The organism is Flavobacterium sp. N1994 (assembly GCF_025947145.1).
GTDB lineage: Bacteria > Bacteroidota > Bacteroidia > Flavobacteriales > Flavobacteriaceae > Flavobacterium.
The window spans coordinates 1,914,725-1,930,448 of sequence record NZ_CP109999.1 but is presented as its reverse complement, the minus strand read 5'-3'; the positions used below and the strand labels follow the sequence as shown (position 1 = coordinate 1,930,448).

Annotated in this window: 14 protein-coding genes; 8 read left to right on the top strand and 6 right to left on the bottom strand. The window is 34.9% G+C overall.

Annotated features, from left to right (window positions below; genetic code table 11):
• Positions 1 to 6 precede the first annotated feature (6 nt).
• Entirely contained in the window at positions 7 to 2,382 is a 2,376-nt protein-coding gene (pbpC, locus tag OLM53_RS08585; protein ID WP_264519821.1) for a penicillin-binding protein 1C, read from the top strand.
• A gap of 25 nt (positions 2,383 to 2,407) precedes the next feature.
• Here pbpC and OLM53_RS08580 read toward each other — a convergent pair whose 3' ends face one another.
• The 3 genes from OLM53_RS08580 to OLM53_RS08570 form a co-directional block, all read right to left on the bottom strand.
• Entirely contained in the window at positions 2,408 to 3,232 is an 825-nt protein-coding gene (locus OLM53_RS08580; protein ID WP_264519820.1) for a T9SS type A sorting domain-containing protein, read from the bottom strand.
• 469 nt (positions 3,233 to 3,701) lie between these two features.
• Entirely contained in the window at positions 3,702 to 5,246 is a 1,545-nt protein-coding gene (locus tag OLM53_RS08575) for a ribonuclease E/G (RefSeq protein ID WP_264519819.1), read from the bottom strand.
• 351 nt (positions 5,247 to 5,597) lie between these two features.
• Positions 5,598 to 5,891: an HU family DNA-binding protein gene (locus tag OLM53_RS08570; RefSeq protein ID WP_264519818.1), complete on the bottom strand. Its 294-nt coding sequence runs from the start codon at positions 5,889 to 5,891 to the stop codon at positions 5,598 to 5,600.
• Positions 5,892 to 6,025: 134 nt separating this feature from the next.
• Between OLM53_RS08570 and mutY the strand changes: the two genes are divergently transcribed.
• The 4 genes from mutY to gldD all read left to right on the top strand — a co-directional run bounded on the left by mutY (position 6,026) and on the right by gldD (position 9,483).
• Complete coding sequence (gene mutY, locus OLM53_RS08565; RefSeq protein WP_264522439.1) at positions 6,026 to 7,066, top strand: A/G-specific adenine glycosylase; 1,041 nt, start codon at positions 6,026 to 6,028, stop codon at positions 7,064 to 7,066.
• An 87-nt stretch (positions 7,067 to 7,153) separates the two neighbouring features.
• Positions 7,154 to 7,591, top strand: coding sequence for a single-stranded DNA-binding protein (locus OLM53_RS08560; protein WP_264519817.1), 438 nt, complete (start codon positions 7,154 to 7,156; stop codon positions 7,589 to 7,591).
• Positions 7,592 to 7,616: 25 nt separating this feature from the next.
• Positions 7,617 to 8,912: a gliding motility-associated protein GldE gene (locus OLM53_RS08555; protein ID WP_264522438.1), complete on the top strand. Its 1,296-nt coding sequence runs from the start codon at positions 7,617 to 7,619 to the stop codon at positions 8,910 to 8,912.
• 7 nt (positions 8,913 to 8,919) lie between these two features.
• Positions 8,920 to 9,483, top strand: a complete 564-nt coding sequence (gene gldD / locus OLM53_RS08550; protein ID WP_264519816.1) for a gliding motility lipoprotein GldD — start codon at positions 8,920 to 8,922, stop codon at positions 9,481 to 9,483.
• 50 nt (positions 9,484 to 9,533) lie between these two features.
• Here gldD and OLM53_RS08545 read toward each other — a convergent pair whose 3' ends face one another.
• The gene (locus tag OLM53_RS08545) at positions 9,534 to 9,917 is read right to left on the bottom strand and encodes a heavy-metal-associated domain-containing protein (RefSeq protein WP_264519815.1); all 384 of its coding nucleotides are present in this window, start codon (positions 9,915 to 9,917) and stop codon (positions 9,534 to 9,536) included.
• Positions 9,918 to 10,042: 125 nt separating this feature from the next.
• On the opposite strand from OLM53_RS08545, the gene OLM53_RS08540 reads away from it, so the two are divergent.
• The gene (locus OLM53_RS08540) at positions 10,043 to 10,909 is read left to right on the top strand and encodes a DMT family transporter (RefSeq protein WP_264519814.1); all 867 of its coding nucleotides are present in this window, start codon (positions 10,043 to 10,045) and stop codon (positions 10,907 to 10,909) included.
• A gap of 49 nt (positions 10,910 to 10,958) precedes the next feature.
• Here the strand turns inward: OLM53_RS08540 and OLM53_RS08535 are convergent, their stop codons facing one another.
• Both OLM53_RS08535 and OLM53_RS08530 read right to left on the bottom strand, forming a co-directional pair.
• Positions 10,959 to 13,010: a M16 family metallopeptidase gene (locus tag OLM53_RS08535; RefSeq protein ID WP_264519813.1), complete on the bottom strand. Its 2,052-nt coding sequence runs from the start codon at positions 13,008 to 13,010 to the stop codon at positions 10,959 to 10,961.
• A 10-nt stretch (positions 13,011 to 13,020) separates the two neighbouring features.
• On the bottom strand, positions 13,021 to 14,349 hold the full coding sequence (locus tag OLM53_RS08530) for a M16 family metallopeptidase (RefSeq protein WP_264519812.1): 1,329 nt from the start codon (positions 14,347 to 14,349) through the stop codon (positions 13,021 to 13,023).
• Positions 14,350 to 14,574: 225 nt separating this feature from the next.
• Here OLM53_RS08530 and rplU point away from each other — a divergent pair, with 225 nt between their 5' ends.
• Positions 14,575 to 15,027 (top strand): 50S ribosomal protein L21, encoded by a 453-nt coding sequence (rplU, locus tag OLM53_RS08525; RefSeq protein ID WP_264519811.1) that lies wholly within the window; start codon positions 14,575 to 14,577, stop codon positions 15,025 to 15,027.
• A 19-nt stretch (positions 15,028 to 15,046) separates the two neighbouring features.
• Positions 15,047 to 15,307 (top strand): 50S ribosomal protein L27, encoded by a 261-nt coding sequence (gene rpmA, locus OLM53_RS08520; protein ID WP_264519810.1) that lies wholly within the window; start codon positions 15,047 to 15,049, stop codon positions 15,305 to 15,307.
• Positions 15,308 to 15,724: the final 417 nt, after the last annotated feature.

Sequence of the window (15,724 nt, the reverse complement as noted above, 5' to 3'; positions counted from 1 at the left end):
TCAATCGTGAAAGCTAAACTAAAAGCGTTATACCAACGCATTCTTAATTATATAAAACGGAACCCAAAGAAATCTGCATTAGTTTTTGTGCTATTGGTGGTCTACTACTTTTCGTTGCCAAGAACCCTCTTTGAAGAACCTTACGCCACCGTTATTGAAAGCAGTGATGGCGAACTATTAGCAGCCAAAATTGCACGCGATGGGCAATGGCGTTTTCCAGCTCAAGACAGCGTTCCTTACAAGTTCAAGAAATGTATTGTGTACTTTGAAGATGAACATTTTTATTATCATCCGGGATTCAACTCTGTAGCGATGGTCAAGGCTTTTCAACAAAATAGAAACGCTGGTAAAGTGGTTCGCGGAGGAAGTACCTTAACCCAACAGGTCATTCGGTTATCACGCAAAAACAAAAAGCGAACCTATTTCGAAAAAGGAATTGAAATGATTTTGGCAACAAGATTAGAATTACGTTGCTCGAAAGAAAAAATCCTTGAACTCTATGCTGCTCATGCTCCTTATGGTGGGAATGTAGTAGGTTTAGAAATGGCTTCCTGGAGGTATTTCGGTGTGCAATCCCATCAATTATCTTGGGCAGAAAGTGCTACATTGGCAGTGTTACCCAATGCTCCAAGTTTGATTTATCCTGGAAAAAATCAGGTTAAGTTGCTCAAAAAGCGAAATGGTCTGTTGCTAAAATTATATCATGAAAAGATCATTGATAAAATGACTTATGACCTATCCATTCAAGAGCCACTTCCGCAAAAGCCTTATAATCTTCCCCAAATCGCTCCTCATTTATTACAAAGAGTTGCCAAAACAGAGGAAGGGAAACGAATTAAAACCACGATTGATATTTCGTTACAAAACCGTGTAAACCAAATCGCTAAGCAATATTACAATCAGTACAAACAAAACGAAGTACACAACATGGCGATACTTGTAATTGATATTCAAAACAGAAATATCATCAGCTACGTTGGCAATTCACCCACCGATAAAGACCACGATAAAGATGTAGATATAATAGCAGCCCCAAGAAGTACAGGGAGTATCTTAAAACCGCTTCTCTATGCCTCGATGTTGGATGATGGAGAGATTTTGCCCAATACTTTAGTAGCCGATATTCCCACCCAAATCTCAGGCTATTCGCCACAGAATTTCAATCTAACTTTTGATGGAGCCGTTCCAGCACAACGAGCCTTATCCCGTTCGTTAAATATTCCTGCGGTGCTTCTTTTGCAAGAGCATGGAGTGAATAATTTCTATGAATTATTACAAAAGTTCAAGCTCAAAAATATTAACCAACATCCTGATCATTATGGTTTATCGTTAATTTTAGGGGGAGCCGAAAGCAACCTCTGGGACTTGTGTCATACTTATGCTAACCTGTCTTCTACCATCAACTATTTCGATGCTTCCGATGGGAAATACAGAACTAAAGAATTTGCCGAACTCAATTATATCTATGGCTTTCAACAGGATTATGGAGCGGACAGTTATCAGAAAACGATATTGGGAGCAGGTTCCATTTATCTGACTTATAACGCCATGAAAGAAGTCAATCGTCCAGAAGGCGATGAAGCGTGGAAGTTTTATGACTCTTCGTTAGAATTAGCTTGGAAAACGGGAACTAGTTTCGGAAACCGTGATGCCTGGGCTATTGGTACTAATTCGCGCTATGTGGTAGGCGTTTGGGTAGGCAATGCTAGTGGAGAAGGAAGACCTGAGCTAACCGGAGTAGGAAGCGCAGCGCCTATATTGTTTGATGTATTCAATTTGTTGCCCAGAAAACGTTGGTTTCAAGCACCCTTAAACGATTTAGAATATGCTGAGGTGTGTACGTTAAGCGGCCATTTAGCACAAGACGATTGTCCAAAAACCAAACAATTAATTCCGAGAAACGGCAAGAAAACAGCCGTATGTCCTTATCACAAATTAGTACATTTAGACCCAACAGAACAATACCGAGTAAATAGTAGTTGTGAAGATGTGGATAAAATTGTAACCAAAAAATGGTTTGTGCTACCACCGGTAATGGAATGGTATTATAAGAGTTTGCATATTGATTACAAACCTCTACCGCCGTTTCGGGAGGATTGCCAGCAAGATCAAAAAGCAGCGATGGATTTTATCTACCCCAAAACCAACAGCAAAATCTACCTAGCCAAAGATTTCAATAGTAAGATTCAGCCTGTGATTCTCAAAGTAGCACACTCTAATAAGGAAGCGAAGTTGTATTGGTATGTAGATAACGTCTATAAAGGCACCACACAAACCTTCCACGAAATGCAGATAGAAGCCGAAACGGGAATTCATTATATAACCGTTGAAGATGACTATGGGAATGAGATTAAAAGAAGGATTGAGATTATTAGGGATTAAAAAAGGCCTTGTCTATTCGGTTTTTTTATTCTTTTATAAACTTCGAACTAACCGTTCCTTTATCGCTTATAATTTTAATAAAATAGCTTCCTGTTTTCAGCACTGAAACATCAATAGTTTTATTTGAACTTAAATGCTCCTGCACTATTTGTCCTAAGGTATTATAAATACTAACTGATTTTATTTCCGCGTCTAGCTTAATATTCAACACAGTAGTGGCAGGATTCGGATAAATAGAAATGACTGAATTTCGAACTTGATTTAAAGTAGTCAATAAACTAGAACAGTTTGTCGTATCACAATCAGAACTATAAGTTAGAGTGTTAGTTGTAGTTGTTGAGAAATAACCATAAACTTCTGCCATTTCAGCAGCATCAGCACAAATGTATTGGAGCGATGGTAAGTTCCAAACAAAAAATGGTGGAAATGGCGGTTCCTGCCAGGCAGTTTGTGAAATTACATTGTTTTTCAGGTTTATTGTTGTCAAATTGGGAGCATTATCACAAAAAAGGTAAAAAACAGAAGTTCCGCAAAGGTTTAATTCACTCATAAGATTATCGGAACATCTTAATACGGTTAGATTTGAAAAGTTTTGAATGCCTTCAAAGGAACTTATGTTACAAGAATCTAAATTAAGATCTTCCACACCCAATACTTCATTGAGTTGTATTTCACCATCATCGTTAATGTCAATTTTAATCGAATTATTAGAGAAATCGGTAGCAATATAATTAGTGGTACTTGCCTGTAATAGCTTTGCTTTAAAATTGGTATCGGGAATGGTAATGGTTTGAGCAGAACTTACAAGTCCGGTAAATGCAAAAGCAATAAAAAAGTAAAGTTTGCTCATAATGAATGATTTAGAACTCAAATATATGAAATTTAATGCAAAGCCCTAGCCCAGATAGCAGTGGAAATCCTTTTATTTTTATTAAAAATAAAAGATTGCAACGTATAGCTGGAAATAGCTACTAATAAAAAAACCGCCAGTCTTTCGAAAGGCGGTCTTTTCTTTATTCTTTAATTTCCTTTCCTTCTTTATCATTTGATATTAAGAGGAGGAAGCCCAGTGGGCTTCAGGTATTTTTGCTTTAGCAAAAAATCATAAAAAAACCATCCGTGTTATTAAAACAGGATGGTCTTTTCTTTATTCCTTGATTTCCTTTCCTTCTTTATCGAAGAATCGGTACTCTAAATACGTGTAAGCGTCACGAGATTTGATATTAAGAGGAGGAAGCCCAGTGGGCTTCAGGTATTTTTGCTTTAGCAAAAAATCATAAAAAAACCATCCGTGTTATTAAAACAGGATGGTCTTTTCTTTATTCCTTGATTTCCTTTCCTTCTTTATCGAAGAATCGGTATTCTAAATACGTGTAAGCGTCACGAGGTATGATTTTCACCCACTTTTTATGTTCAAAAAACCATTTTGAACGTAATGATGGAAAACCTTTTTTAAGGTATGCTGCCACAAATGGATGAACGTTTAATTTCACTCCGCTGTGGTCTTTGGCAATCTTTTCAAGAGAAAAGTTAATTTTATCAATAATTTGAATAGGAGCATCTACATCTCCACTCAAGTTATTCGGATTTTCTTCCCTTGTTTCAATATTTACTTCTGGTCTTACTCTTTGTCTTGTAATTTGAACTAGTCCAAACTTACTTGGCGGTAAGATCTTATGTTTGGCTTTATCATCGCTCATCTCATCTCTTAAGAAATTAAATAAGACTTGACGATTTTCAGGATCTTTCATATCGATAAAATCGACTACGATAATCCCACCCATATCTCGCAAACGTAATTGTCTTGCAATTTCTACTGCAGCAATCATGTTTACTTCCATGGCCGTATCTTCTTGATTATTGGCTTTGTTAGAACGGTTCCCACTATTCACGTCAATAACGTGTAAAGCTTCGGTATGTTCAATAATCAGATAAGCGCCTTTACTCATCGATACGGTTCGTCCAAAAGAGGTTTTTATTTGTCTTTCAATATGATATTTCTCAAATAAAGGGGTGTCTTTCGATTGATAAAACTTAACAATTTTTTGTTTGTCTGGAGCTATTTCGGCTAAATAGTCCTTTGTTTCTTGGTACAACTCTTCATCATCTATTTGAATACTAGTAAAAGTATCATTGAATACATCTCTAAGAATAGAAGAAGCTTTGTTAAGCTCTCCTAAAACTTTTGACGGATGATGTGCGGTTGGTAATTTTTTACTCATTGCAGTCCATCTATTCATTAAGTTCTGCAAGTCTTTTTCTAATTCGGCTATGTTTTTGCCTTCGGCTACTGTTCTCACAATAACCCCAAAACCTTTTTGTTTGATGGATTGTACTAGTTTTTTAAGACGGTCTTTTTCTTCTTTCGATTCTATTTTTTGCGAAACAGAAACTCTATCGGAAAAAGGTACTAAAACTAAAAATCGTCCGGCGAAAGAAAGCTCACAGCTTATTCTCGGACCTTTTGTAGAAATAGGTTCTTTGACTACTTGTACTAATATTGATTGATTGGCGTTGAGGATATCTGCAACGGCACCATCTTTATCAATTTCTTTCTCAAACTGAAAGTTTTTTAGGGAGAAATCTTTTAATTTACCTGCGCTTACAAGTTTTATGAATTTCAAATAAGAAGCGAAATTGGGACCTAAATCATGATAATGTAAAAAGGCATCTTTTTCATAGCCTACATTTACAAAAGCAGCATTCAATCCAGCAACAGGTTTCCTTATTTTGGCAATAAAAATATCACCAACTTGGAAATTGCTTGTCTCTTCTTCTTTGTGTAATTCAATTAGTTTTCCATCTTTTAATAAGGCAAAATCTACAGCGTCAGCACTAGATCTAATGATTAGTTCTTTATTCACTTTGTAAATTTTTATCCAAACTTTTTAGTTTCGAGTTATGTAACACGGAACTGAATTGTTAGGATGGATTAAACATTTTAAACAGGTATTGTTACCCGGCGAGATAAAGAAGATAGAATAAAGAAGCAAGAAGAAAGACATTTCGTCTCGGCTCTTTGCTCTTGGTTCTTGTTTCTTTTCTCAATTTCAATGAACGTTTTCTAAAAAAAGAAAAGTAGTTATAAACTACTTTTTCTTTTTGTGTCGGTTAGCTCTCGCACGTTTTTTACGTTTGTGCGTTGCTACCTTATGTCTTTTTCTTTTTTTACCACTTGGCATACAATCTGGTTTTTGGTTATTAATAAATAAGTTTTATACTGCTACTTCAGTATTTGTTTTTATTGCTTCTACGAATACTTTTGCAGGTTTAAATGCAGGAATATTATGTGCAGGTATTTTGATAGTTGTATTTTTTGAAATGTTTCTTCCAGTTTTTTCAGCTCTTGTTTTGATGATGAAACTACCAAAACCTCTTAAATAAACATTGTCACCAGTTTCTAACGAAGTTTTCACTTCTTCCATAAACGCTTCAACTGTTGCTTGAACATCTCCTTTTTCAAGTCCTAATTTTTCTGAAATCTTTGCTACGATATCTGCTTTCGTCATTTTCTTTCGTATTTAATATTATTATGTAATTTTTTTGAGGTTGCAAATATATGAATTAAAAAAACAATATTTCAAGCATAATCTATTAAAATTTAATCACATAAAGAATTATTTTTGTGAACCACATTTTAGCTATGAAGTTCTCTAAAATTCTAATACAATGGTATTTACAAAACAAACGCGATTTGCCTTGGCGAAACAGCACTAATCCGTATACCATTTGGCTCTCAGAAATCATGCTCCAACAAACGAGAGTCGCGCAAGGATTACCCTATTTTTTACGTTTTACTGAAGCATTTCCCACAGTTTTTGACTTAGCTAATGCTACTGAAGAAGAAGTTTTAAAATTCTGGCAAGGACTTGGCTATTATTCACGGGCTCGAAATTTACACAAAACAGCCAAAGAAGTAGCTTTTGAACGTAACGGAGAATTCCCAAAAAACTATGCCGATTTATTAAAGCTAAAAGGAGTTGGCGAGTACACTGCAGCTGCTATAGCTTCATTTGCCTACAACGAGAATGTTCCTGTAGTTGACGGGAATGTTTTTAGAGTATTGTCTCGTTATTTTGATGTTGAAACCGATATCGCTTCGACAGGAGCCAAAAAAGAATTCACAGCTTTAGCTCAGGAATTAATGCCAAAAGGGAAAGCCAATATATTCAATCAGGCTATAATGGAATTCGGCGCCCTGCAATGTGTGCCTAAAAATCCAGATTGTCAAAACTGTGTTTTTAATGATAGCTGCCTGGCTCTGCAAAAGAAAAAAGTAGCACAACTTCCAGTGAAATCAAAGAAATTAAAAGTGAGACCTCGCTTTTTTAATTATTTAGTCTTTTCAGATGAGGATAACAACACGCTACTTCACAAACGAACTCAAAAAGGAATTTGGCATAACTTATATGAGTTTCCCTTATTAGAAACGGAACTGGAAGAAAATGAACAAGCTATTTTGGAATTAATTCAAAATCAAAAGTTCGTTACCAATGACATAGAAGAAATTATTTTATACAATCCACAAACTATCATCCACAAACTTTCGCATCAACATTTGAATATCAAATTCTGGAAAATTAAGACACAAGGGAAACTTGAAAACGGAATTAACTGGGAATCAGCTAAGAAAATGCCTTTTCCAATTGTTATTTATAATTTTATTGAAAAAGATTGGTTTTAAATTTCAAAAAAAGTAGTAAATTTGAGGAACGTGAGGTCAAGCCGAATTGTAGGTAGAGCAACGGAATAAAAACAAACACTTGAAAACATGAACGGGACATTAAATAAAGTTATGTTGATTGGTCATCTTGGTGATGATGTCAAAATGCATTATTTCGAAGGCGGAAATTGCATTGGTCGTTTTCCTTTGGCTACAAACGAAGTGTATATCAATAAACAAACTAACGAAAAGATTGCTTCTACTGAATGGCACAACTTAGTAGTAAGAAACAAAGCCGCTGAAATATGTGAACGTTACCTTTCTAAAGGCGACAAAATATTCGTGGAAGGCAGAATAAAATCACGCCAGTGGCAAGCTGAAGATGGCACTACAAAATACACTACCGAAATACAAGTGACAGAATTTACCTTTTTGACCACCAAAAAAGAAGTGGATGGTTTAAAAACACCCCAAAATTTAGAAACAAAAAACACTAATTTTGAAGCATCAAATTCTGGAACGCCTGAAAACGATTTGCCGTTTTGATATTGTTTAACTAACCTTGACTCCATTGGACTCTGAGCCCAGTTTAAATTCTTTTGCCAGTATTGATACCCATTTACTTTTCGGGAGTTTAGCCATTGCTTTCTTCTTGTTCTGTTCTGCAATGGTTTCAGCAGCAGAAGTGGCCCTTTTTTCGCTTTCGCAAAAAGACATCAGCACATTAGCCGAAGAAGATGCATCAAAGGCCAACTTAATCTCAAAATTACTCCAACGCCCTAAAAAACTATTAGCCACTATATTAGTAGCCAATAATTTTAGTCATATAGGAGTAGTAATTATCTTCTCTTTTGTTGGAAACAATCTTTTTTCATCAATAGAATCTCCTATTCTAAAATTTATTGTTGAGGTTATACTAATCACTTTTCTCATCCTTTTATTTGGTGAAGTATTACCAAAAATTTACGCCAGCCGAAATAATATCAAATTTTCAAAATTTATCGCAACTCCGATAACGCTTTTAGATAAGTTACTCTCTCCAATTAGTTTGCCGATGAGAGCCGTAACAGTCTTTCTTCATGAAAAATTAGGAAAACAAAAATCAAATATATCGGTCGACCAATTATCACAAGCCTTAGAATTGACTTCTACTGATGACACTTCTTCTGAAGAACAAAAAATTTTAGAAGGTATTGTTTCTTTTGGGAATACTGATACAAAGCAAGTCATGAGCCCAAGAATTGATGTTTTTGCTATCGAAGTTAACGAGACTTTTGCTGAAATTTATCCGAAAATAGTTGATAAAGGTTATTCCAGAATACCAGTATACAGAGAAAGTATCGATCATATTGAAGGGATTTTGTTTATCAAAGATTTGATTCCCCACATTCACAAAAAAGAATTTGATTGGAACAAACTCGTAAGAGAACCATTCTTTGTGCCAGAGAATAAGAAGTTGGATGATTTACTTAAAGACTTTCAACGTTTAAAAAGTCACTTAGCTGTCGTAGTGGATGAATATGGCGGGACTTCAGGATTGGTTTCGTTAGAAGATGTGATTGAAGAAATTGTTGGCGATATATCGGATGAATTTGATGATGAAAACATTAATTTTTCTCAGATAGACGATAAAAACTTCCTTTTCGAAGGCAAGATCAACTTAAAAGATTTTTACCGAATTGTAGATGTAGATGAAAACACTTTTGAAAGTAGCAAAGGAGAAGCCGAAACACTAGCTGGTTTTATTTTAGAAATTCTAGGCAATTTTCCGAAGAAAGGACAAAAAATCCATTTTTCAAATGTACATTTCACCATTGAAACAGTAGACAAAAAAAGAATAAAACAACTAAAAGTAACTCTTGAATAAATTAATGATGAGCAAAAAAATAATCAGTGGTCTTTCAATTGTATTCCTTTTAGTAGTTACTATCAGTTGTAAAAAAGATCCAATACCTAAACCAGCAAGCCAATTGCGATTGGATTATCCTGTGGCTAAATATGCCAACTTTAGTAATCACTGTCCATTTGAATTTGAAATGAATGAAGAAGCAGTTATTAAAGAGGATAAGAATTGTGGGTTTATGATACAATATCCAAAAATGAAAGCTACTATTTACCTAAACTACAAAACGGTAGATAACAACTTGAATGACTTGTTGAAAGACGCGCAAACGCTAACCTATAAACACGTGATAAAAGCAGATGATATTTTGGAACAACCCTATATTAACAAAGAGAAAAAGGTATACGGAATGTTCTATCGTGTAGACGGAAATGCAGCCACCAACTCCCTTTTTTATGCTACAGACAGCATCAAACATTTTGTTACAGGTTCGATTTATTTTTATGCTAAGCCTAATTTTGATTCAATAATGCCAGCAGCTAGTTATGTAAAAAATGACATGCAGCGAATTATAGAAACGTTAAAATGGAAATAAAAAAAGGAACTCATTGAGTTCCTTTTTTGTTATAATTAAGTAAGATTGCATTATCCTTTTGTTTTCATTTCCGAAACTTTATAGGTTTCTCCATCGCCAGTGCTTTCAACTGCTTTAGTCAACTTTTCTGCATTTAAAACCGCTCCGTCAAATTCTACTGTAGCTTCTTTTTTATCAAAATCAACGGTGGCTTTTTGAACACCATCCATTTTAGATAATTTAGTTTCAATGGTTTTGGCACACCCAATGGCGCAAGTCATACCATCAATTTTAAAACTGGCTGTTTCTGGTTTTGAAGCTACCGCAGGAGCTTTAGTTGTTGTTGCAGTGGCTTCTGCTGAAGTTCCTGTTGCAGGTTTGCTTGCCGTATCTTTACAACTAAATAGCAATGATGAAGCAAGTCCGAAGGTTAATATTGATTTGGTGAAATTCATAATGCTGTATTTTATATTTAAATGGTTTGTTGTATTGTCCTCAAAAATTCAAGAACAAAATAATGAAAAATAAAAGTGATAATTCTTAAAATAATTACAAAATTTGAACTATTCAAAAAACGAGTATGAAATCACAAACTTTAAAATGGGTCATTCTTATAGCGCTAGCTCTCATTTGGGGCAGTTCTTTTATACTAATTAAGAAAGGATTGATTGGGTTAAATCCCTTCCAGTTAGGTTCTTTGCGAATCATATTTTGTGCGGTCTTTCTTTTACTAATTGGATTTAAAAGTTTAACCGCTATCGCCCAACATCAATGGAAATATATTGCTCTAACCTCATTGTTTGGAACTTTTATTCCCGCTTATCTGTTTGCCATTGCCGAAACGAAAGTAAGTAGTTCCATTTGTTCTATTCTAAATTCATTAACACCCCTGAACACATTGATTCTAGGTTCCATTGTTTTTGGATTGAATTTTAAACGAAGTCAATTCATGGGAATTTTGATTGGACTAATAGGCACTGCTATTTTAATCTTTAATGGAAACAACTCGGAAGGAACAGAAAATTATTCTTATGCGGTTTTGGTCTTAATCGCCACCATTTGTTATGCTACGAATGTAAACTTGATAAAAAAATATTTATCCGATGTGAAACCTTTGAGTATTACCACCGGGAATTTCACAGTAATGCTGATTCCAGCCATTGTGATTTTGTTGTGTACTGATTTTTCTAGTAAAGTGAACTTACCCGTTACCCATCATGCGATGTTATTCGTAATGATTTTAGGGATAGTAGGAACGGGAGTAGCCAATGTTATTTTTTATAAATTAATTCAAATCTCTTCTCCAGTCTTTGCTTCATCGGTTACTTACTTGATTCCGATTGTGGCTTTTATGTGGGGGATTTTAGATAATGAAATGCTCACGCCTTTACAATTTTTCGGGGCCTTTATTATTTTGGTTGGAGTTTATATGGCCAACAAGAAATAAAAAAAGACCGCTGTAAAGCGGTCTTTCTATATCAAATACTTTGATTTAATTATTGGAAGTCAGCATCAGAAACACCTTCGTTTACTTTTACTTCCGACATTTTGATATCAAGCTCAAAACCTACATTCATAATGGTATTGAATGGGAATTTAACTCCTTTTACATCTCTATAGTCATTAAAGTTAGTAACTCTGGTTGCTTTTTTACCACCCATATCTTCTGTGGTAGCTTCCGCTGTTTTTAAACCTGATTTTACATCGAAGTAGTAAGTAGTATCACCATCAACAACGGCATAAGCATCAGAACCATTGATTGGCTCGATGGCAGTAGCAGTAACTCCTGCTTTAGTGCTTAACAAAGTTTCATTAAATAGTACTGCATTCTCTTTCATTTTCTTTAAATCATCTCCTTCTAATACTTTTTTCTGACCTTGTTGCATAGCGTAACCCGTGTTACCGTTTACCACTTGCTTCATTATAGATCCCATACCAGCCATAGAAAGCTCAACCATCATTCTTCCTTTTGAATCAGTTTTTGAATTGTATGATAATGGCATTGGCGCTTGTGGGATTTTAGTAGAACCTACATAAGATACCGATTTCACTGCTTTTATCGCTTTATCACCACCAATTGCTTTTACATAGCTTTCAATGATTGTTTTTACAGTAACTCCAGCTGGAATTGCTTTTTTCATCGCTGGTTTTTCAGTAGGATTTCCAAATTTATCAAAGTAGAACATTGGGATTTTTAATTTCTCCAATCCTGCAATAACTTCTGAACCTTTACCAGTAATAACAATTCTTAAATTGTCAGCTAAGAAATATTTATTAGCCACTCTCATGATATCATCCGGAGTAACCGCATTGATATTTTTGATATAGTTTTCATAAAAATCAGCAGGTAATCCTTCTGTTTCAATGTTCAAAGCATAACGAGCAACGGTAGCTGGTTTCTCCACTTGCATTACAAAACGTCCAATGTATCCAGCTTTTACACTGTTCAACATTTCGTCAGTTACTTTTTCAGTTCTGATTTTGTTTAATTCTTTTAAAGATTCTACCACAGAACTATCCGTAACAGCGTTTCTTACTTGTGCATTTGCTTTGAATTTACTGTACATAAATTTGTCAAAACCTACACTAGAACGTGCTCCATAAGTCCAACCGTGTTTCTCTCTTAAGTTCATATTCAAATAACTGTTGAAATCACCACCAAAAACTTGGTTAGCCAAAATCACAGGAAAAAAGTCAGCATCTGACATTTTTAAGTTTACCGTGTTAATCAACGAAATCTCAGATTGAACAGCGTTTGGCATATCCACAAAATTGATTTGTGTGTATTGCGCATTGCTTGGATTAGAATACGTTAATCTTGGTGCAGTAGCTTTCGTCCATGAACTAAATAGTTTTTCTACCATTTTTTTCACGTCTTTAGTTTTCACATCCCCAACAATTACTAAGTAAGCGTGTTCTGGAACGAAATATGTTCTGTAGTTTTCTTTTACATCAGCAAGTGAAACATTTTTAATCGTTTCTTCTGATAAATATTCTCCAGCAGGATGATCTTTACCATAAGCCAATACGTTTTCAACTCTTCCCGCTACTACAGTAACACTTTTTTCTTGAGCTTTTAAACCGTCAATTAACTTGTCTTTTTCTTTGTCAAATTCTTCTTGAGTGAAGTTGGGAGTTAAAGCTCCTTCTGCCATTAATTCAAGAATTCTTCCTGAATATTTTGACAATCCACTAGCAGAAGCTCCTGAAGAACTGAAGTTAATATCAGCCCCCATAAAATCGATTTCTTCGTTGTAAGTATCTTTCGAAGTTTTGGTAGAACCGTTTCCGATCAAGCTACTCGTTAAATCATCGGTTCCTTTTTTTGCACCTTCTGCAAACGGAGCGTTGTCAATTGATAAACTGAAAGCAACTCTTGGTAGTTTGTGGTTCTCTACTACTAAAACTTTTAATCCGTTTGGTAACGAAAAAGTTTCAGGTTTTTTAATATTGATTGTTGGTGAAGGACCTGGTTTCGGTTGTTTTCTGTCTTGTGCTTGCATAGTAATAGTTAAAAACAAGCTTGATAATATGATTATTTTTTTCATCGTAGTAATTTTATTTGTTTTCAGCTTTGTCTTTTGCAGGTACATAATCCAAAATCAAACGTTGGTTTGGATTTAAATATTTCTTAGCAGCCGTTCTAATTTCTTCACGAGTGATAGAACGATAGATATCGATATTGGTGTTGATTAAATTCACATCACCATATAATAAATAGTATGTAGCTAAGTTTTCAGCAACTCCTTCGATACCTGAGTTTTCTTCCACATAATTACTTTCATTGATGTTTTGTAATTTTTGGAAATCTTTTTCTGAAATCAAATCGGTTTGTAACTTCACGATTTCTTCATCAATTTCTTTGATTAAGTCGTTTGAAGTAAAATCCCCTTGTGGCATTCCGTAAAGAATGTATTGTCCGTAATCTTCTTGAGCGTAATTGAAGGCTCCAATTTGTAAAGCCATTTTCTTATCGTCAACAATCTTTTTGTACAATTTAGAACTTTTACCATTACTTAAATAAGTAGAAATCATATCCAAGATTCTAGCATCACGAGTTTTCATAGATGGGATTCTGTAAGCAGCCACCACCATTGGTTTTTGGATGTTTGGATCTTCGTAAGTAGCATGAATCGTTTCTGTGATAGGCGCTTCTACAAAAGTTTGTTTTTTCAATTCCACTCCTCTTGGGATTGGAGCAAAATATTTTTCAACCCAAGCCTTAGTCGCTGCAATGTCGATTTGACCCGCTACTACTAAAACCGCATTGTTAGGTGAATAGAATTTTTTGTTGAACGCTTGAAACTCTTCCAATTTCGCAGCGTCTAAGTGTGCCATAGAACCAATAGTTGCCCAACGGTAAGGGTGCACTTTAAACATATTCTTTTTCACTTCTGCAATCAACTGACCGTAAGGTTGGTTGTCTACACGAAGTCTTTTTTCTTCTTTTACTACTTCGTTTTGCGTGTCAACACCAATTTGGTTAATAACTGGGTGCATTAATCTTTCTGATTCCATCCACAAACCTAGTTCGGTGTTATTTGATGGGAATACTTCAAAATAGTACGTTCTGTCTTCCGAAGTGTTGGCGTTGTTCGTTCCTCCGTTAGAAGTTACGGTTTTCATCCATTCTCCTCTTTTGATGTTTTCTGTTCCTTCGAACAATAAGTGTTCAAAGAAGTGTGCAAATCCAGTTCTGTCTGGTTGTTCGTCTTTTGAACCTACGTGATACATTACTGAGGTAACTACAACTGGTGCAGACGGATCGTTGTGTAAAATTACATGAAGACCATTTGGCAAATCGTACTCCTCAAAAGCTACCTTTTGGGCATGAGCTGTTCCTCCAAGCATAAGCATTGAACTTAAAGCGATTAGTGATTTTTTCATAAAAAATTGAAATTTTTTCGTTGATTGCCTTGTTAGTAAACAAGGGTTAAATTTTGTTACACCAAAAATACTTTTTTTTATTTAATTTCCTTGGGATTCTAAAACTTTATCTAAGGGTCTTTAAAGGGTTGAACAACAATGGTAAACTTTTTTGCCGATAGTGTTGTGTGTAAAATAAATAGTAGTATATTTGCACACTTAAAAAATTAACTAAACAATATTGTTATGTACGCAATCGTAGAGATAGCAGGGCAACAGTTCAAAGTAAGCAAAGACTTAAAGGTTTATGTTCACCGTTTGGCTAATGAAGAAGGTTCAAAAGTTTCTTTTGACAAAGTTCTTCTATTAGACGATAATGGAAACATTACTTTAGGCGCCCCAGCTATAGAAGGTGCTTCAGTAGAAGCCAAAGTGTTATCACACTTAAAAGGAGATAAAGTGATCGTTTTCAAAAAGAAAAGAAGAAAAGGATACAAAAAAAGAAACGGACACAGACAGTCTTTAACACAAATCGTGATTGAAGGAATCTCTGCTACCGGTGGTAAAAAAGCAGCTAAAGCTGAAAAAGCAGTAGCAGAACCTAAAGCTGAGAAAGCAGTTGCAGCAGAGCCAAAAGCTCCTAAAGCACCAAAAGCAAAAAAAGCTGATACAGAAACCACAACTGAAGAAAACAATTAATATTTAAAACTTATACGTCATGGCTCACAAGAAAGGTGTCGGTAGTTCTAAGAATGGTAGAGAATCAGAATCAAAACGTTTAGGCGTTAAGATTTATGGTGGTCAAGCGGCTATTGCTGGAAATATCATCGTTAGACAAAGAGGTTCAAAACATAATCCAGGAGAAAACGTTTACATGGGTAAAGATCATACCTTACATGCAAAAGTAGATGGGATTGTGAAATTTCAGAAAAAAGGAGAAAACAAATCATATGTTTCTATCCTTCCTTTTGAAGCATAAGAATAACTCTTACTATATACAAAACCCGCTCAGTGATGAGCGGGTTTTTTGTTTTTAGAATAATTTCCCCATCCAGTTTGTCATTCCGTAGGAATCTCATGTGTTGGTCTTGGGATATGACAATACAATGGTTTTTATATCATCCCTAACGGGATTTTTTCTTTTGTGCTAATTTATTTGCTACCCATATTGCATCCCTAAAGGGATTAAATAGTTTCTGATGAATATTCTATTTTTAATGTTATATCGAATAGGATGTCAAATACAAAATCCCAAAAGTATTGTCATCTTTTTTATATTATCCCGTTAGGGATATAATATGGGTTGAAAAAGGTATTACAAGGATGAAATCCCTTTAGGGATGGTATAATAAAAAACCCCCACATTTCTGTGAGGGTTAGTGTTTAGAAAGATTCT

Coding starts and splice junctions, on each gene's coding strand:
- OLM53_RS08580 (WP_264519820.1), bottom strand. CDS start 3,232: ATGAGCAAACTTTACTTTTTTATTGCTTTTGCATTTACCGGACTTGTA.
- OLM53_RS08570 (WP_264519818.1), bottom strand. CDS start 5,891: ATGACGAAAGCAGATATCGTAGCAAAGATTTCAGAAAAATTAGGACTT.
- mutY (WP_264522439.1), top strand. CDS start 6,026: ATGAAGTTCTCTAAAATTCTAATACAATGGTATTTACAAAACAAACGC.
- OLM53_RS08560 (WP_264519817.1), top strand. CDS start 7,154: ATGAACGGGACATTAAATAAAGTTATGTTGATTGGTCATCTTGGTGAT.
- gldD (WP_264519816.1), top strand. CDS start 8,920: ATGAGCAAAAAAATAATCAGTGGTCTTTCAATTGTATTCCTTTTAGTA.
- OLM53_RS08545 (WP_264519815.1), bottom strand. CDS start 9,917: ATGAATTTCACCAAATCAATATTAACCTTCGGACTTGCTTCATCATTG.
- OLM53_RS08540 (WP_264519814.1), top strand. CDS start 10,043: ATGAAATCACAAACTTTAAAATGGGTCATTCTTATAGCGCTAGCTCTC.
- OLM53_RS08535 (WP_264519813.1), bottom strand. CDS start 13,010: ATGAAAAAAATAATCATATTATCAAGCTTGTTTTTAACTATTACTATG.
- OLM53_RS08530 (WP_264519812.1), bottom strand. CDS start 14,349: ATGAAAAAATCACTAATCGCTTTAAGTTCAATGCTTATGCTTGGAGGA.
- rplU (WP_264519811.1), top strand. CDS start 14,575: ATGTACGCAATCGTAGAGATAGCAGGGCAACAGTTCAAAGTAAGCAAA.
- rpmA (WP_264519810.1), top strand. CDS start 15,047: ATGGCTCACAAGAAAGGTGTCGGTAGTTCTAAGAATGGTAGAGAATCA.